The 18,188-nt window shown below is 54.9% G+C and carries 17 protein-coding genes; 7 read left to right on the forward strand and 10 right to left on the reverse strand.

Annotation, left to right across the window (positions count from 1 at the left end; genetic code table 11):
• Window positions 1-12: 12 nt before the first annotated feature.
• Complete coding sequence (gene tesA / locus AC1MKH_RS06070) at window positions 13-639, reverse strand: multifunctional acyl-CoA thioesterase I/protease I/lysophospholipase L1 (protein WP_276222401.1); 627 nt, start codon at window positions 637-639, stop codon at window positions 13-15.
• Here tesA and ybbA point away from each other — a divergent pair.
• From ybbA to AC1MKH_RS06100, 6 genes are all read left to right on the forward strand, one after another.
• A complete protein-coding gene (ybbA, locus tag AC1MKH_RS06075) occupies window positions 607-1,293 on the forward strand; it encodes a putative ABC transporter ATP-binding protein YbbA (protein WP_015965495.1) in 687 nt (228 codons plus the stop codon). The two genes, tesA and ybbA, sit on opposite strands and share 33 nt — an antisense overlap.
• On the forward strand, window positions 1,290-3,704 hold the full coding sequence (gene ybbP, locus AC1MKH_RS06080; protein WP_276222404.1) for a putative ABC transporter permease subunit YbbP: 2,415 nt from the start codon (window positions 1,290-1,292) through the stop codon (window positions 3,702-3,704). The genes ybbA and ybbP overlap by 4 nt, the downstream gene beginning before the upstream one ends.
• Window positions 3,705-4,016: 312 nt before the next feature.
• Window positions 4,017-5,165, forward strand: coding sequence for a porin (locus AC1MKH_RS06085; protein ID WP_276222406.1), 1,149 nt, complete (start codon window positions 4,017-4,019; stop codon window positions 5,163-5,165).
• A 246-nt stretch (window positions 5,166-5,411) separates the two neighbouring features.
• Window positions 5,412-6,242: a MetQ/NlpA family ABC transporter substrate-binding protein gene (locus AC1MKH_RS06090; protein ID WP_015965492.1), complete on the forward strand. Its 831-nt coding sequence runs from the start codon at window positions 5,412-5,414 to the stop codon at window positions 6,240-6,242.
• Between the two features lie 60 nt (window positions 6,243-6,302).
• On the forward strand, window positions 6,303-7,319 hold the full coding sequence (sfbB, locus tag AC1MKH_RS06095) for a virulence-associated ABC transporter ATP-binding protein SfbB (protein WP_276222408.1): 1,017 nt from the start codon (window positions 6,303-6,305) through the stop codon (window positions 7,317-7,319).
• Window positions 7,312-7,971, forward strand: coding sequence for a methionine ABC transporter permease (locus AC1MKH_RS06100; protein ID WP_015965490.1), 660 nt, complete (start codon window positions 7,312-7,314; stop codon window positions 7,969-7,971). The genes sfbB and AC1MKH_RS06100 overlap by 8 nt, the downstream gene beginning before the upstream one ends.
• 111 nt (window positions 7,972-8,082) lie before the next feature.
• Here AC1MKH_RS06100 and mnmH read toward each other — a convergent pair whose 3' ends face one another.
• The 6 genes from mnmH to ppiB form a co-directional block, all read right to left on the reverse strand.
• The gene (mnmH, locus tag AC1MKH_RS06105) at window positions 8,083-9,168 is read right to left on the reverse strand and encodes a tRNA 2-selenouridine(34) synthase MnmH (RefSeq protein ID WP_276222410.1); all 1,086 of its coding nucleotides are present in this window, start codon (window positions 9,166-9,168) and stop codon (window positions 8,083-8,085) included.
• Between the two features lie 101 nt (window positions 9,169-9,269).
• Window positions 9,270-10,337 carry a 5-(carboxyamino)imidazole ribonucleotide synthase gene (gene purK, locus AC1MKH_RS06110; protein WP_276222413.1) on the reverse strand — a complete coding sequence of 356 codons (1,068 nt, stop codon included), beginning with the start codon at window positions 10,335-10,337 and terminating at the stop codon, window positions 9,270-9,272.
• A complete protein-coding gene (gene purE, locus AC1MKH_RS06115; protein WP_015965487.1) occupies window positions 10,334-10,843 on the reverse strand; it encodes a 5-(carboxyamino)imidazole ribonucleotide mutase in 510 nt (169 codons plus the stop codon). Before purE ends, purK begins: the two co-directional genes overlap by 4 nt.
• A 159-nt stretch (window positions 10,844-11,002) precedes the next feature.
• Window positions 11,003-11,791, reverse strand: coding sequence for a DUF4019 domain-containing protein (locus AC1MKH_RS06120; RefSeq protein WP_276222416.1), 789 nt, complete (start codon window positions 11,789-11,791; stop codon window positions 11,003-11,005).
• Window positions 11,792-12,065: 274 nt separating this feature from the next.
• Window positions 12,066-12,788, reverse strand: a complete 723-nt coding sequence (gene lpxH, locus AC1MKH_RS06125; RefSeq protein WP_276222418.1) for a UDP-2,3-diacylglucosamine diphosphatase — start codon at window positions 12,786-12,788, stop codon at window positions 12,066-12,068.
• Window positions 12,789-12,790: 2 nt separating this feature from the next.
• Window positions 12,791-13,285 (reverse strand): peptidylprolyl isomerase B, encoded by a 495-nt coding sequence (gene ppiB, locus AC1MKH_RS06130; protein WP_015965485.1) that lies wholly within the window; start codon window positions 13,283-13,285, stop codon window positions 12,791-12,793.
• A gap of 184 nt (window positions 13,286-13,469) precedes the next feature.
• Here ppiB and cysS point away from each other — a divergent pair, with 184 nt between their 5' ends.
• A complete protein-coding gene (cysS, locus tag AC1MKH_RS06135; protein ID WP_276222422.1) occupies window positions 13,470-14,861 on the forward strand; it encodes a cysteine--tRNA ligase in 1,392 nt (463 codons plus the stop codon).
• A gap of 121 nt (window positions 14,862-14,982) precedes the next feature.
• Here the strand turns inward: cysS and AC1MKH_RS06140 are convergent, their stop codons facing one another.
• The 3 genes from AC1MKH_RS06140 to AC1MKH_RS06150 all read right to left on the reverse strand — a co-directional run bounded on the left by AC1MKH_RS06140 (window position 14,983) and on the right by AC1MKH_RS06150 (window position 18,173).
• A complete protein-coding gene (locus AC1MKH_RS06140) occupies window positions 14,983-15,504 on the reverse strand; it encodes a metal-dependent hydrolase (protein WP_276222424.1) in 522 nt (173 codons plus the stop codon).
• Between the two features lie 75 nt (window positions 15,505-15,579).
• Window positions 15,580-16,596, reverse strand: a complete 1,017-nt coding sequence (locus AC1MKH_RS06145) for a substrate-binding domain-containing protein (RefSeq protein ID WP_276222426.1) — start codon at window positions 16,594-16,596, stop codon at window positions 15,580-15,582.
• A gap of 77 nt (window positions 16,597-16,673) precedes the next feature.
• Window positions 16,674-18,173: a PTS transporter subunit EIIC gene (locus AC1MKH_RS06150; RefSeq protein WP_276222428.1), complete on the reverse strand. Its 1,500-nt coding sequence runs from the start codon at window positions 18,171-18,173 to the stop codon at window positions 16,674-16,676.
• Between the last annotated feature and the right edge of the window lie 15 nt (window positions 18,174-18,188).

Raw genomic sequence — 18,188 nt, forward strand, 5'->3', positions numbered from 1 at the left:
GCCCCTTTACATTCAGGAGTCGTGATTAACTAGTGGTGCCAGGCGTGTCGCCATCCAGTCGGCGATAAACGGTTGGGCGTCACGATTGGGGTGAATACCATCATCCTGCATCCACTGCGGTTTGAGATAAACCTCTTCCATAAAGAAGGGCAGCAGTGGGATAGTGAATTCCTGGGCAAGCTGCGGATAAATCGCGCTAAAGGCCTCATTATAACGGCGTCCGTAGTTTGCGGGCAGGCGAATTTGCATTAACAACGGCTCGGCGTTGGCCGCTTTAATTTGCTGCAAAATGGTGCGCAGCGTTTGCTCGGTTTGCTGAGGCTGGAAGCCGCGCAGGCCATCATTGCCGCCCAGCTCAACCAGTACCCAGCGCGGCTTATGCTGTTTCAACAACGCAGGCAGGCGCGCCAGCCCCTGTGCTGAGGTGTCGCCGCTGATGCTGGCGTTAATCACCTCTGTTTTAGGCTGCCATTTGCTGTTGAGCAGGGCAGGCCAGGCCGTATTGGCGGCCATACGATATCCCGCGCTCAGGCTATCGCCGAGAATCAACAACGTGTCTGCGGCGGCGGCGCGGAAGCTTAACAGAATCAAAAACAGGACGGGCAAATGCCAGCGGAAAACGTGCTTGAAGTTCATCATCTTAAGAAATCCGTCGGTCAGGGAGAGCATGAGCTTTCCATCCTTACCGGAGTTAACCTGATTGTCAAACCGGCGCAGACCATTGCCCTGATTGGTGAGTCGGGGTCAGGGAAATCAACGCTGCTGGCGATTCTGGCCGGGCTGGATGACGGCAGCGGTGGCGATGTGAAACTGCTTGGGCAATCGCTGACGGCGTTGGATGAAGAAGCGCGGGCACGTTTACGCGCGCAGCATGTGGGTTTTGTTTTTCAGTCTTTTATGTTGATCCCGACACTCAACGCCCTGGAAAACGTTGAACTTCCGGCGCTGCTGCGTGGCGAAAGCGACAGTCAGAGCCGGGGCGGCGCGAAAGCGTTGCTCGAACAGCTTGGCCTTGGCAAGCGTCTGCATCATCTTCCGGCACAGCTTTCGGGCGGTGAACAGCAGCGCGTGGCGCTGGCGCGCGCGTTTAATGGTCGCCCGGATCTCCTCTTCGCCGATGAACCCACCGGAAACCTCGACAGGCAGACGGGCGATAAAATTGCCGATCTGCTTTTCTCTCTCAATCGTGAACATGGCACGACGCTCATTCTTGTGACCCACGATCCACAGCTGGCGGCGCGCTGCGACCGACGTTTGCGCCTCGTGGACGGTGAATTGCGGGAGGAAGCATGATTGCACGCTGGTTCTGGCGGGAGTGGCGCTCGCCGTCGCTGCTGATTGTCTGGCTGGCGTTAAGCCTGGCGGTGGCCTGCGTGCTGGCGCTCGGCAGTATCAGCGACCGCATGGAAAAGGGCTTAAGTCAGCAAAGCCGTGAATATATGGCGGGCGATCGCGCGCTGCGCAGTTCGCGTGAAGTGCCCGCCGCCTGGCTGGATAAAGCGCGGGAAGAGGGCCTGAAGGTTGGCGAGCAGGTCAGTTTTTCAACCATGACCTGGGCGGGGAATACTCCGCAGCTCGCTGACGTCAAAGCCGTAGACCGTGTTTATCCGATGTACGGCACGCTGCAAACCAGACCGGAGGGTGTGAAGCCGCAGCCTGGCACTGTGCTGCTGGCGCCGCGTTTGCTGGCGTTGTTAAACCTGAAGACCGGCGATGAAATTGACGTCGGGGATGCCACGCTGCGCATCGCCGGGGAAATAGTCCAGGAGCCGGATGCGGGCTTCAACCCTTTCCAGATGGCGCCGCGCCTGATGATGAACATGGCTGACGTCGAAAAAACCGGGGCAGTGCAGCCCGGCAGCCGCGTGAGCTGGCGCTACAAATTTGGCGGCACGCCAGAACAGCTGGCGAGCTATGAAAAATGGCTGCTACCGCAACTGAAGCCTGAGCATCGTTGGTATGGCCTGGAGCAGGACGAAGGCGCGTTAGGGAAATCGCTCGAACGCTCGCAGCAGTTCCTGTTGCTTTCTGCGCTGTTAACGTTGCTACTGGCGGTGGCGGCAGTCGCGGTGGCTATGGGGCACTACTGCCGCAGCCGTTATGACCTGGTGGCAATCCTCAAAACCCTTGGCGCCGGGCGGGCGCAGTTACGCAAGCTGATTATCGGTCAGTGGCTGTTGCTGCTCACGCTGGCGGTCATCACCGGCGGCGCGATGGGGCTGCTGTTCGAACATATATTGTTGATTCTGCTCAAACCGGTTTTACCGGCAGCACTGCCTTCCGCCAGCGCCTGGCCGTGGTTGTGGGCAATCGGCACGATGGTAGTGATTTCGCTGCTGGTAGGGCTGCGTCCGTATCGCCTGCTGTTGGCCACGCAACCGCTGCGCGTGCTGCGGCGCGATGTGGTCGCCAGCGTCTGGCCGCTGAAGTTTTATATTCCGGTGATTTGCCTGGTGGTTATCGGCCTGCTTGCCTGGTTGATGGGCGGTAGCCCACTGCTGTGGTCAGTGTTGGCGGGCGCTGTGGTGCTGGCGTTGTTGTGCGGCGTGCTGGGCTGGATGCTGCTTAACGTGCTCAGGCGCTTAACGCTGAAAGCACTGCCGCTGCGTCTGGCGGTCAATCGTCTGCTGCGCCAGCCGTGGTCGACGCTGAGTCAGCTGGCGGCATTTTCACTCTCCTTTATGTTACTGGCGCTTTTACTGGTGCTTCGCGGCGACCTGCTTGACCGCTGGCAACAGCAGTTGCCGCCGGAAAGCCCTAACTACTTCCTGATTAACATCGCGCCGGAACAGGTGCAGCCGGTGAAAACGTTCCTTGCGGAACATCAGGTGATCCCTGAAGCATTTTATCCCATCGTTCGCGCGCGTTTGACGCAGATAAACGGTCAGACCACGGAAGGGAATAAAGATGAATCGCTCAACCGTGAGCTGAACCTCACCTGGCAGGAGACGCAACCGGACCATAATCCTATCGTCGCCGGAAGCTGGCCGCCGAAAGCAGGGGAAGTGTCGATTGAAGAGGGGCTGTCGAAGCGTCTGAATATCAAACTGGGCGATAAAGTGACGTTCACTGGCGACACCCAGGATTTCAGCGCCACGGTCACCAGTTTGCGTAAGGTTGACTGGGAGAGCCTGCGGCCTAATTTCTTCTTTATTTTCCCGAGTGGGGCGCTGGATGGGCAGCCGCAGAGTTGGCTCACCAGCTTCCGCTGGGATCGCGATACTACGCTGTTAACGCAGCTGAACCGCGAATTCCCGACCATCAGCCTGCTGGATATCGGCGCGATACTGAAACAGGTGGGGCAGGTGCTGGAGCAGGTAAGCCGGGCGCTTGAAGTGATGGTGGTGCTGGTGACCGCCTGCGGCGTGCTGCTGCTGCTGGCACAGGTGCAGGTCGGCATGCGTCAGCGGCATCAGGAACTGGTGGTTTATCGCACGCTGGGCGCCAGCAAGCCACTGCTGCGCACCACGCTGTGGGCGGAGTTCGCCCTGCTGGGGCTGGTCTCCGGGCTGGTGGCGGCCATTGGCGCAGAAACGGCGCTGGCGATGTTGCAAACGCGCGTGTTTGATTTCCCCTGGGAGCCCGACTGGCGCTTGTGGCTGGCGCTGCCGCTTTGTGGCGCAGTGCTGCTTTCACTGTGTGGCGGCTGGCTGGGGATTCGCCTGTTAAAAGGCAAAGCGTTGTTCCGCCAGTTTAGTAGCTAAGAGATTGCCGGATGGCGGCTACGCCTTATCCGGCATTGCCGGATGCGCTGACGCTTATCCGGCCTACATGAGGGCCCGGTGAGCGCTAGCGCCACCGGGCAACTGCCTCCCGGCGGAAAAATCCGCGCGCCAAATCGCACTTTTCATCCTTACCCCCAAAAGTTCCATGGAATTGTTCAATAAAGGCACAGATTGTATAGAAGGGTCAGTTTAACCGCACAAATCATTAAAAAACGGTAAAGATAAGTTCATTTAGACAAGATAATATTCAGTGGCTAAATAAATGGCAGTTAACCTATCCAAGGAACAACCATGTCCATAAAAATAAAAGCGCTGGCATTATCGATCGGCGCAGCAGTGGCACTGACGACTTTCGCTTCTCAAGCGGAAATCACCGTTTTAAAAGCTGACCCGCAGGCTGGCGACCCGCTGAGCCGTCTTAACTTTACCGTTGGCGGGAGTATCCGTCCTCAGTTCAACATGATGACGGGCGATGGCGACAAAGGCTCCTACAAACGCAATGGCTTCGATGGCGGCACCCGTTTCCGTTTCGCAGCTGATTACTACCTGTTCGATGACATTAGCTGGATCAGCTACTACGAACTGGGTGTGAATATTCCGGCAGTCTTCAACTGGGATAATCACTATGATGACAACGCAAACAACGGCAACGACACCACCCGTCGTATGCTCTACACCGGTCTGAAAAGCGATACCTGGGGTACGCTGACCTTCGGCCAACAGAACAGCATCTACTATGATGTGGTTGGTGCGAAAACCGATATCTGGGACTACGACATGATTGGTCAGGCTCCGGGTAACGGTATCAACGGTGACTACGATGGTTCTTATCGTACCCGTAAATCTCTGAAATATAAGAAAACTGTAGGCGACGTTGATCTCTACGCTTCTTACCTGTTCAGCGATGATCTTAACCCGAACAACGGCCTGAAATACAAACGTCGTGGCGGCGGTTCTCTGGGTGTGGATTACCACATCACCAAAGACCTGACCTGGGGTACGTCCTGGAACTACACTCGTGCGGAAATGCGCGACCAGGATCAGAACAGCAAAACCTACGATCAGAACATCGTGGGTACCGCGTTTAGCTGGAAACCAGACAACTGGACCTTCGCTCTGGGCGGCGGCTGGTACCAGAACTTCATGACCACCAAGAAAATCGACGCGAAAGATTACTTCGCGGGCGACGCATGGGGTCTGGAATACTTCGCGGGTTACACCTTCCCGATTGGTCAATACGCAGTTAAATCCATCCAGCCGTACTTCATGGGTGACCGTATTGAATACGTGAATGGTCGTAACTACCTGCGTACCGACAACGGTGTAGGTATCAGCTTCCAGCTGGATTACGGTTTCCGTGTTGACTACGAACACGTGTTTACCTCCAGCACCGACAACCTGGGTGATATGAACCTGGTTCGTCTGCGTTACGACTTCTAAGTCGTTTCGAACATCTGAAGCCGGGCACTGCCCGGCTTTTTGCTATTTACAACTAAGCATTGTTATTAAACGCATATCCCCTCCCGACGCCTCTCAAAGACATACTTCGAAATATCATGAAATAATTTCAAGGACAGCAGGTTGTGAACTGTGTCATGTTAAGGATTGCCCCTTTTGTGGACATAACAACAGCGCCGCATCGCACGGCGATATGCACGACATCACAACGTTTAAAATGGAGAAGTTATGGGATTGCGTCAGAGTTTACGCGTCGCGACCGGAGCCTTGCTGCTGGCCTGTGGATTACAGTTTGCCCACGCCAACAGTGACCCGCACACCATTGTTTTCGGCGTTGCGCCGGGGCCGTATGGCGACATGGTGAAGCAGGCGATTGCGCCGTCGCTGAAAGAGAAAGGGTATAAAGTCGTGGTCCGCGAATTTAGCGACTACGTACAGCCAAATATGGCGTTATCTAACGGCAGCATCGACGCCAACCTGTTCCAGCATTCACTCTATTTCGATAAATTCACCGCTGACAAAGGTCTCAAGCTGACGAAGCTGATTGTGGTGCCGACAGCGGGTATGGGCTTCTATTCCCGCCAGGTGAAGAGTCTTGATGAGTTGAAGAAGGGCGATATCATCACGCTCTCGAATGACCCGACCAACCTTGCGCGCGGCCTGCGTTTCCTGCAGTCGCTCGATCTCATCACCATCAAACCGAATATCGACCCAACCAAAGCGTCTGAGCGCGATATCGCCAGCAACCCGAAAGGGCTAGTGTTCAAACCGCTGGAAGCCGCGCAATTGCCGCGTACGCTCGATGGCGTCACCGGTGCGCTGGTAAACGGTAACTTTGCCGTGGCGGCGGGGCTCGATCTCTCCAGTGCGCTCAAGCAGGAGCATCTGGACGAGAATCTGAAGAATATCATTGCGGTGCGTAGTGAAGATGCGGATAAACCGTTTGCCAAAGATATCGTCGAGGCGGTGAAATCCCCGGCCTACCGTGCAGTAATAGATGATCCGAAAAATATATACAGCGCCTTCCAGAAACCAGAATGGATGTCTGACGCGAAGTAATCGCAGGACGCAACCTGACAGGGCAGACCCGTCTGCCCTTTTCGCATTTCTGAGGTGAGTATGATTGAGATAGAAAAGGTCTGCGTGGATTTCTCCACCGGCCACGGGCCGTCCACGCGGGCGGTGAATAACGTCAGCCTGCATATCGGTGCGGGCGAAATCTTCGGTATTGTTGGTACCAGCGGGGCGGGGAAAAGTACGCTGCTACGCACGCTCAACGCCTTAACGCGCCCGAGCGAAGGCCGCGTTAAGGTTAACGGCGTGGAGATTTCCGCGCTTGAAGGCGCAAATCTGCGCAAAGCACGCCAGCGTATCGGTATGATCTTCCAGCATTTTAATCTGATGCACACCCGCACCGTTGCCCAGAACGTCGCCTTCAGCCTGAAAGCGGCTGGCTGGGATCGCGATAAAATTGCGCCGCGTGTAGCCGAGATTTTGGCGCTGGTGGGGCTTGCCGATAAAGCAAACCGCTACCCGGTGCAGCTCAGCGGCGGGCAGAAACAGCGCGTGGGGATTGCCCGCGCCATCGCGAATCATCCTGACGTATTGTTGTGTGATGAACCTACTTCGGCGCTGGATCTGGAAACATCGGCCACCATTCTGGCGCTGCTGAAAGAGATCAACGCAAAGCTTGGGATCACGATCGTGCTGATCACCCATGAAATGAACGTGATCAAAACGATTTGCGATCGCGTGGCGGTGATGTCCGGCGGGGAAGTGGTGGAGTCAGGCGAGGTGTTTGATGTCTTCGCCCATCCACAGCATGCGTTCACCCAGCAACTGGTGTCGCATACTCTGAACCTGACGCTGCCCGAGCGCCTGCGCGAACATCTGCCGGGCCAGTTGCTGAAGATCCTGTTCATTGGCGATTCCGCCGAGCAGCCGGTGCTGTCCGAAGTGGCGGTGAAATTTGGCGTGGCGGTGAATATTCTGCACGGCAAAATTGAGTATATCGCCGAGCGGGCGCTGGGGATTTTAGTGGTGCAACTGACCGCCCCGCATAACCCAACGTCCGTAGACGCTGCGGTGGCCTACATTCGGGAAAATACGGCACAGGTGGAGGTGATCCGTGGATGATTTACTGCCGGACTTAACGCTGGCCTTTAACGAAACCTTCCAGATGTTGAGCATTTCGACGGTGCTGGCGATTGTCGGCGGCCTGCCGCTCGGTTTTCTGATTTTTGTCACCGACCGCCATCTGTTCTGGCAAAACCGCTTTGTGTACCTGGTGTCGTCGGTGCTGGTGAACATTATTCGCTCGGTACCGTTTGTGATCCTGCTGGTCCTGCTGTTGCCGCTCACACAGTTTCTGCTCGGCAACACCATCGGGCCGATTGCGGCGTCGGTACCGCTCTCCGTTGCGGCGATTGCGTTCTACGCGCGACTGGTCGATAGCGCGTTGCGCGAAGTGGATAAAGGCATTATCGAAGCTGCTGAAGCGTTTGGCGCCAGCCCGATGCGGATTATCTGCACCGTGCTGCTGCCGGAAGCCAGCGCCGGGCTGCTGCGCGGCCTGACCATTACGCTGGTGAGCTTAATCGGCTACTCGGCGATGGCCGGGATTGTCGGCGGCGGCGGGGTGGGCGACCTGGCGATTCGCTACGGTTATTACCGTTACGAAACCCAGGTGATGGTCGTGACCGTTATCGCGCTGATTGTGCTGGTACAGGTGGTGCAGATGCTTGGCGACTGGCTGGCGAAACGAGCGGATAAACGCGAACGGCGTTGAGAATTGTGCTTTTTTGCCGGATGGCGCTGGCGCTTATCCGGCCTACATTTCGCATCACCACCGGTCGTGTCGATTTGTAGGTCGGGTAAGCGCAGCGCCACCCGACACCCACTAATGCCCCAACAACCAATGCTCCACCGCCTCCGAGGTGCCGCGAAAGACTATCTTGCTGGCCTTTTTCTCCAGCTGATAGCGGTACATCGGGTCGTAGTATTCATTAAGCAGCGGCACCAGCCAGGCAAAGTGCGGTTCGGTTGAACCGCTCTGCTGTTGCTCAACAAGCGCCTGGTCGAGCTTTTGCGTCAGCTCGGCGAAGCGTTGCAGACCAAGGCGACGACGAATGGCGAACAGGCCGTGATGCAGATATTCGCTGTACTCCGCCCAGCCTTTCTCTTCGCCGTACGCGTCAATAAATGCCTGATGCATATGCGTAAAATACTCTTCACGCAGGCGTTCAAGGCGCAGCTCAAACGGATCGTCCACCACCGCAATCGGTGATTGCGCCATGCGTTCGCGCAGGCACTCCGGCAGATGATTTGCGCCAATCATATGCCCCTCATCTTCCAGCACCCAGCGCACGTTTTCCTGCTCGTGACTGCGCTGAAGCAGCGCGCTGGCCAGATGGTTTTCAAACGTTGCTTGCGGATATTGCGCATCCAGCGTACGGCCAAAGGATGAACCGCGATGATGCGCCAGCCCTTCCAGGTCGATACCAAAAGGCTGATGGCGTACCAGCGGTGTTTTACCGTTTCCGGTACAGCCGCCAATCAAAATAATGGGATGCTGAACCAGCGCTTCGGTTGCCTGAATCGCCGCCTGGCGCAGCATCTTGTAGCCACCGACAACCAGCGGATAATCGACGCCGCTCTCTTTTAACCACGCCTGCACGATGTGCGAACGCTGGCCGCCACGGGCGCAGCAAAGATAGCCGTGTGGAAAACGGGCACAGGCTGCCCGCCACGCATCAATGCGCTGTTGACGCGTCTCGCCGGATACGAGTTGATGGCCCAGCGCTAAAGCCGCGTCAGCACCCTGGCGTTTGTAACAGGTACCGACCGCAGCACGCTCGTCATCGTTCATCAACGGCAGGTTGATTGCCGCAGGCAAAGAGCCTTGCTGAAACTCGACGGGAGCGCGAACGTCAATGATGGGGGTACCGGCTGTCAAAATGGCCCGGTAATCCGTCCCATTATTCATGGGCAAATCCTTCTGTAAAAATCGGGAGGGAAACTCGGACGGGATTCTACGCTTGTGACGAGAGCCGGGGAAGGGGAGGATCGTTCCCCGGCACGTTAGGCTTAAGCCAGTTTTGACTGCGCCCAGCTAATTCCGCTGGCGTACTCCGGCGGCAACAGCGGGGTAAGCGCTTCAAGCGTTGCGCTTAAACGCCCGGTATCGCTGTCGTTCAGGTTGAGATGACCCACTTTACGGCCTGGGCGAACCTCTTTATCGTACCAGTGCAGATGCACCAGCGGCAGCTTCAGCCAGTCGTAGTTCAGATCGCTGCCAATCAGATTGACCATCACTGATGGGCTGTTGACCACCGGCGGCGGCAGCGGCAAATCGGTTATAGCGCGCAGATGCAATTCGAACTGGCTGATAGACGCCCCGTTTTGCGTCCAGTGACCGCTGTTATGTACGCGCGGAGCCAGCTCGTTAATCAGCAATCCGGCAGGCGTAATGAAGCACTCCATCGCCATCACGCCCACGTAGTTCAGCTCCTGCATAATCGCTGACAGCATGCTTTCGGCCTGATCCAGCTGCTGCGCGTTCGCCTGAGGGAACGCCACACTCATGCGCAGAATGCCATCCTGATGCAGGTTGTGGGTCAGCGGATAGAACACGGTGCTGCCATCGTGGGCTCGCGCGCCAACCAGTGAGACTTCACCGGAGAAATTGATACCCTGCTCAACGATACATTCGCCGTAACACTCTTGCGGCAATTGTGCGGTTTCATCTGCGCGCAAACGCCACTGACCGCGACCATCGTAACCGCCGGTGCGGCGCTTCACGATCGCAAGCTCCCCCAGACGGTCAAAGACGGCGGGCCACTGGCTTGGTTCTGCCAGCAGTTGCCACGGCGCGGTCGGCAGGTTGAGTTTGTCGAACAGCTGCTTTTGCGTCAGACGATCGGCAATAATCGGGAATACGTCGCGGTTAACGAATGCCGGATGCAGCGCCAGCTCGCGGGTTAACGCGGTTTCCGGCCAGCGTTCGATTTCAGCGGTGATCACGCTCTGGTGGAACGGCACGGCTTCCGGTGAGGCTTCCAGCCCAACGGGCCACACGGCGATACCCAGCGGCTCGCCAGCCTGACGCAGCATGCGCCCCAATTGGCCGTTACCCAATACGCAAACCTGCTTCATGCGTCACCCCGCGGGTCCGGGTTTTCCAGCACTTCATCGGTTTGCGCGCGGCGCCATTCCGCCAGGCGTTGATGCAGTTCGGCATCGTGCTGGGCAAGAATTTGCGCGGCCAGCAGGGCGGCGTTAGCGGCACCGGCTTTACCAATCGCCAGCGTTCCGACCGGTATACCGCGCGGCATTTGTACGATGGAATAGAGACTATCGACGCCGCTCAGGGCAGCGCTTTGTACCGGCACACCCAGCACCGGCACTAAGGTTTTAGCCGCAATCATGCCCGGCAGATGTGCCGCACCGCCAGCGCCTGCAATGATCACCTGATAACCGTTCTCTTCGGCGCTTTCGGCGAAGCTGAACAGTTTATCGGGCGTGCGGTGGGCGGAGACCACTTCGACATGATGAGGAACATTCAGGATATCAAGAACTTCGGTAGCAAACTGCATGGTAGCCCAGTCGCTTTTGGACCCCATCACGATAGCGATACGTGCCGGATTATTGCGGGAAGACATACGTCTTAAAACTCCTGTGGGTGTGCTGCACACGACGTTGTAGGCCACAGAGAATAGCATGGAAAAGAGGGGAGGAAAACGATTGCGTTGAGTGGCTCAACACTCACTCTTTAAGCCGGGTATAAGCTCAATACCCGGCTGGTTAAAGGATTTAGCCTGTCATTGGGGGGAGGCCGTATAGCTATAGCCCGCGAGTTTTACACCGTTCTCAGTTTCTTCAAAATTGAACTCTTCTTCAACTGCAGGATATTGACTAAATGAAGAGTGGTACTTTAGTGAGTCCAGTGATGGTTTACCTGATTTAGTAGAAAATAATACACTTCTTTTATAAAGTTTTGCGCTTCCACTATTGTAAGTGCCTAAGTCAGATTTGGATTTTTCCAGCACTTTCGTTAAATCTTCTTCTGATATCTTATCTTTAAATGCAGACGAAGTGGCAGTATATATTTCATGATACTGCGAAGCAGCTAACTGTGTTCTGAACTGTGCGATTACAGCTTTTTCTTCTGCTAATTCCAATGGTTTTTCAGGAGATGCTTCATAGTGGTATCCTGCTAATTTTATAACGTCATCTGTTTCTTCAAAACTGAATACTTCCTCTACTGACGTATATTTACCGAATGAAGAATGGTAATACAGGCGAGTAATCGATGAACCATCTGTATTCACCGTCGTACTTTTTTTATAAAACTCCCCACTTTCGTTGTTGTAACTGCCTAAGTGGGATTTAGCCTTTTCCATGAATGTCGTTAAATCTTTTTCTGATGTTGTATTTTTAAAGGCTGAAGAGGCGTCAGCGTATATATCATGATATTGGGCGGCAGCTAGTTGTGTGTGGAATTGTGCTATTGCTGCTTTTTCTTCAGATGATTCTGAAGGTTCGCATCCTGTAAGCGTGAAGAGTAGGCCGATAATGATTATCGATTGTCTAAGATATCTTTTATTCATGATGATCTCTTGTGGTATTGTTTTTTTCTATGAGTTAAATATAAAAGCTAAATTGTACCACCACCCAATGATAAATCTACAGCATCGCTCTTTCCAATAGCACAAATGGTCACGATATTATTCAGGATGTATTTTCTTAATTAATGTTTACGATATTATCAATGCACGAGGTGAATAATGATGATGTGGGAATGAAATGTTGATGGGGATTTATTATTGCCAGCATCTGGCGAGATCTAACACAAGATAAACAAGCGGAATACTTTTACGCCGTTCAAAAAGGAAAACGCAGCAATTCAACATCTTCAGCCGTCACTTTCACCATCGACCCTTCCGTATGCCACGCACCCAGTACCACGCGATACGCAGGTTCGCCGTTAGCGCTCAACGTATGCACATCCGGGCGATGCGTGTGCCCGTGAATCAGCCACTGCACGTGGTGCTTTTCCATCACATCCACAACGGCCTGCGGGTTCACATCCATAATTTCCATCGATTTATGGCGGTTGGCGGCTTTGCTGTCGGCGCGCATGCGGGCGGCAATTTTCTGGCGGATAAACAGCGGCAGTGCCAGAAAGACTTTCTGGATCCACGGCGTATGCACTTTGGCGCGAAACGCCTGATAGCCTGCGTCATCAATGCAAAGCGTGTCGCCATGCAGAATCAACAGCGGGCGACCGTACAGCTCAAGGCGTTGTTCTTCTGGCAGCAGCGTCATGCCGCTTTCCCGGGCAAAGCGTTTGCCGAGCAGGAAATCACGATTACCGTGAATGAAATAACAGGGAACGCCGGAATCGACCAGCGCTTTTATGGCGCGGGCAATTTGCTGGTGCAGGGGATTCGGGTCGTCGTCACCAATCCAGGCTTCGAAGAGATCGCCGAGAATATAGAGCGCATCGGCGCGGCGCGCTTCACCGGCTAAAAAACGCAGAAAACCGGCGGTGATCGCCGGTTCTTCTGTTTGCAGGTGCAAATCTGCAATAAAGAGTGTCGCCACGATTACTCGCTGACGGTCACGCTTTCGATAACAACGTCTTCTTTCGGAACGTCCTGGTGCATGCCGCTGCGGCCCGTGGCGACAGCTTTGATTTTATCAACCACGTCCATACCTTCGACGACTTCTGCGAATACGCAGTAGCCCCAACCCTGCAGGCTTTCGCCGGAGAAGTTCAGGAAGTCGTTGTCAGCCACGTTGATGAAGAACTGCGCGGTTGCGGAGTGCGGAGCCTGAGTACGCGCCATTGCCAGCGTGCCACGGGTGTTTTTCAGACCATTGTTGGCTTCGTTTTTGATAGCCTCTTTGGTCGCTTTCTGATTCATGCCCGGCTCAAAGCCGCCGCCCTGAATCATAAAGCCGTTGATTACACGGTGGAAAATCGTGTTGTTGTAGAAACCTTCGCGGCAGTAGTCCAGGAAGTTTTTAACTGTTTCCGGCGCTTTGTCATCAAAAGTTTTGATTACGATATCGCCGTGATTAGTGTGGAAAGTAACCATTTCTGCATCCTGTTCCGTTATAGTGGTGCGTTAACTCGCGTGCGAGTCGTATATAGGCGCCTGTTATAGCATAACCGCGAGGTTCGATCACCTTGCAATGTGTGCTGCTTCAGAGTTGAATTAAAGGTAGAATACGCCGTTTCAGGCGCAAGCCCAGATCACACACGTCAACATGGAATTATCGATGCTAAAAATCTTCAATACAATGACCCGCCAAAAAGAGGAATTTAAGCCTATTCACGCCGGTGAAGTCGGCATGTACGTGTGTGGAATTACCGTTTACGATCTCTGTCATATCGGTCATGGACGTACCTTTGTTTCCTTTGACGTGGTAGCCCGTTACCTGCGTTTTCTTGGCTACAAGCTGAAATACGTGCGCAACATCACTGATATCGACGACAAAATCATCAAACGCGCCAATGAAAACGGCGAAAGCTTTGTGCAACTGGTTGATCGCATGATTGTCGAAATGCATAAAGATTTCGATGCGCTGAACATTCTGCGCCCGGATGCCGAACCGCGCGCGACGCACCATATTCATGAAATCATCGAGATTACTGAACGTCTGATTGAACGCGGTCACGCGTATGTCGCCGACAGCGGCGACGTGATGTTCTCCGTGCCGACCGATCCGAACTACGGCAAACTGTCGCGTCAGGATCTGGAGCAGTTGCAGGCCGGTGCGCGCGTCGAAGTCGCGGAAGTGAAACGCAACCCGATGGATTTCGTGCTGTGGAAAATGTCGAAAGCGGGCGAGCCGAGCTGGCCGTCGCCGTGGGGTGAAGGCCGTCCGGGCTGGCACATCGAATGTTCCGCGATGAACTGCAAACAACTGGGGCATCATTTTGATATCCACGGCGGCGGTTCTGACCTGATGTTCCCGCACCACGAAAATGAAATCGCGCAGTCTACCTGTGCGCACGACGGCGAATACGTCAACTACTGGATGCACTCCGGGATGGTGATGGTTGACCGCGAGAAGATGTCAAAATCGCTGGGCAACTTCTTTACCGTGCGTGACGTGCTGAAGTATTACGACGCGGAAACCGTGCGTTATTTCCTGATGTCCGGCCACTATCGCAGCCAGTTGAACTACAGCGAAGACAACCTGAAGCAGGCGCGCTCCGCGCTGGAGCGTCTTTACACGGCGTTGCGCGGCACCTTGGCCACGGATGTTGAATTCGTTCGCAGCGCGCAGTATGTCGATCGCTTTAAAGAGGCGATGGACGACGATTTCAACACTCCGGTGGCTTACGCCGTGCTGTTTGATTTGGCGAAAGAAGTGAACAACGCTAAACAGGCTGGCAACAGTGAAGAAGCGAATGCGGCAGCAACCTGTTTGCGTAAACTTGCCGCCGTGCTGGGCCTGCTGGAGCAGGAGCCTGAAGCGTTCCTGCAAAGCGGCGCGCAGGCGGACGACGGTGAAGTAGCGGAAATCGAAGCCCTGATTCAGCAGCGTCTCGACGCGCGTAAAGCGAAAGACTGGGCTGCGGCGGATGCGGCGCGTGACCGTCTGAATGAGATGGGTATCGTGCTGGAAGATGGCCCGCAGGGGACGACGTGGCGTCGTAAGTAACCCCTCACCCTAACCCTCTCCCATCGGGAGAGGGGACCGATTGTGTCAATGTTTAAGTGAGTGCGGTTTTCTCCCTCTCCCTGTGGGTGAGGGCCGGGGTGAGGGCATCAGCGCGCACTCATCAACGCCTTTGCCACCACAATATTCCCATCAACACCACGCCCGGCAGCCACACCCACAACAACTCCGAAAAAATCACCTGATGCCCGTACGGCGTGGTGTAACTCGACAGCGCAAAAGGCGCGACTTTTATTACCTGCCATGGCGCAAAGAAGCGTTCGTCCGACCACGGCCACAGCCAGCCAACACCTTTACCGCCCGTTGTCACTGAATCCAGCAGACTGTGCGATAGCAGCGATACGGTCAGAAAGAGCCAGCAGCGAATCAACCCGGCCCGGAACCACCTTCGGCCAATCAGTACGCAAAGTAGCGGAACCACGAAAGCGAAAAGCAGGGAATGGGTAAACCCGCGATGACCAAAAGCATTGCCGTAAGCCACGCCAAACTTAAATGCCAGCACGTCAGCGTCGGGGAGCATGGCGAGCACAACGCCGGTAAACAGTAATCGAGGCGGGATGACTCTGCTGCCAAGGCCTAAGCCCAGGCACAGCGGAACGGCGGCGTGTGTGATAACGGTTGGCATGGCGAAACATTCCCGGAGTAATCAGGAGAATATAGCAGCAAACGGGCGCAGTAAGGCCCGCGCACAATTCTGAAATTATGCCGATTCGCGGGTAATCAATTGACCGGAAAGCGTAATTTTCTGCGTTTGCAGTTCTGGTTCTTTGAGCTTACGCAGCATTAAGCCCGCTGCCTGCCGCCCGGTCTCTTCGCTTGACGACGAGACATAGGTAAAAGAGGGAGAGGTGAGATTCACATTGAGCATATCTTCAAAGCCAATCAGCGCGACCTGCTGAGTCAAAAATACATCTTTCCCGACCGTGCGCCCAATCTGGTGAATGCCGTTTATGCTGCCAATCATCGCCGCAGGCGAGTGGCACAGCAGGGCGGTGATGGTGTTGTTTTTCTCCAGCAACTGACGTGTGACGAGGCTGGCTGCGTGGGTATCTTCGCTACAGCATGGCGTCGTCTCTTCGCGATTCACCAGCCCATATTGCGTTAACACGCTGCGAAAACCTGCCAGCCGTTGCTGGCGAATTAAATCGTCTTCGCGCCCGCCAATGTAGGCAATGCTGCGATGCCCGCGCTCAATCAGATAACGTGCGGCAAGAACGGCGGCCTGACGGTTATCACGCATCACCAGGTTGCACTGCTCATCAAGCGGCGACTGGGAAACCACCACAAAGGGCAGCGGGCAGTGGCGAATTTTATCCGGAATATGCGGGCTGAAGGCGTCAGATGCGAGGTAGATAACGCCCGCTACGCCCTGCTGTTTAAACGACAGCAGGCTGCGTTCTAAATGATCATGGCTGTTGAGCGGTTGGCCGAGAAAAACCATAAACCCCTGTTTTTCCAGCTCCTGCACGATACTTGCCATCACTTTAATGGAAAAACTGTCGCTAAAATCAGGCAGGATCAGGCCAATAAGATTGGAGGTATTCGCGCGAAGGTTGGCGGCAGCGACGTTGTGAACGTAACCGAGCGCATCAATGGCGGCCTGGACTTTGCCGATCGTCGCGTCAGAAATTTTCCCTTTCTGACGCAGCACCAGCGACACGGTCGACACCGATACGCCCGCCTGCTTTGCGACATCAATAATGCTGACTTTCTTCAATTCCGCTCCCTGAAAATGATCGATTCATGCACGACGCCCCCTCAAGCGTAACGGAGGCGTCGTCGATCGGCATAGTATTATTTGCCAATCATCGTGGACATGGTTTGCGCGATAAATTGTGCTCTGGCACCGAAAATAACCTGAATGCCTTTATCCCCGACAAATACCACGCCGCGTGCACCGACGCCGTTCAGGCCATCCTTATCAACCTTGTCGCCCTGCGTGACTTCCAGACGTAAACGGGTGATACAGGAACCGACCGAATCGATATTCTGCGCACCGCCCAGCAAGGCAATAATTTCCGTCGCCAGCTCGGTATCGGTTTTATCTTTCGCATCCGCGACAACGTCTGCGCGGCCCGGCGTTTTGATATCAAAGCGGCGGATCACGAAACGGAAGGTGAAGTAATAGATAATCGCCATCGGAATACCGACGATCGCCGCGCTGAGGAAGTTGGTCTGATAACCGTTAAACGACGGCAGTATGCCGAACGAAATATAGTCAATCATCCCCGCAGAGAAGGATTTAGCGATGTGTGCATGCAACAGGAACATACACATATACGCCAGCCCGGCCATGATGGCGTTAAAGACGTAAAGGATTGGTGCAACGAAAATAAAGGTGAACTCGACCGGCTCGGTGATCCCGGTCAGGAAGCAGGTGAGGGCGGCGGAGAACAGAATACCGAAAGCGATTTTCTTGTTTTTGCTGTTCGCTTCGTGATACATCGCCAGACAGGCGGCAGGCAGCGCAAACAGCATCAGCGGGAATTCGCCCTGCATGAATTTACCGGCATTCTGGTAGGTATCGCTGCTGAAGGATTTCACCCCTTCTTCCAGCATTTTGAACCAGATAGTCTGGTCGCCGTGGATGACCTGGCCTGCCTGCGTGGTGTAGTCGCCAAAGGAGTACCAGAAAGACGGATACCAGATGTGATGCAGACCGAGCGGAATTAACGCGCGTTCGACCAGACCAAAAATAAACGTCGATGCCGCCTGATTATCACCGTTCACCACCGTGGAGAGCGAATCAATACCCGCCTGGATATGCTGCCAGACGTAAGGTAGCAGCAGGCCGAGCAGGAATGACAGCACTGCCGTGGCAATCGCGACAAAACGTTTGCCGGAGAAGAACCCCAGAAATTCCGGCAGCTGCATGGCATGGAAGCGGTTATAACACCAGGCCGCGAGAATGCCGCAAATCAGGCCGCCAAAGACGCCCATTTGCAGCGTCGGAATACCGACCACCATCGCATATTTCCCGCCCTGAGAGGCCATTTCCGGCGTAATCCCCAGCACGGTACCGATAGTGATATTGGTGACAAACACGGAAACGGCGGCAGAGAGTGCTGCGATACCCGATTCCGATGCCAGCCCTACCGCAGAACCAATCGCGAACAACATCGGCAGGTTATCGAAAATAACCCCCCCTGCGTTCATCATTAGCGGCAAATGGAATTTATCACCGAACGCCAGCAGCAAACCCGCCGCAGGCAGGAGTGAGATTGGCAGCATTAATGCGCGACCAATCATCGATAGTTTTGACAATGATTTAACAATACCGGACAGCAAACCCATACCCGTTCCCCCGAC

It is taken from the genome of Pseudocitrobacter sp. CD920760 (genome assembly GCF_057782505.1).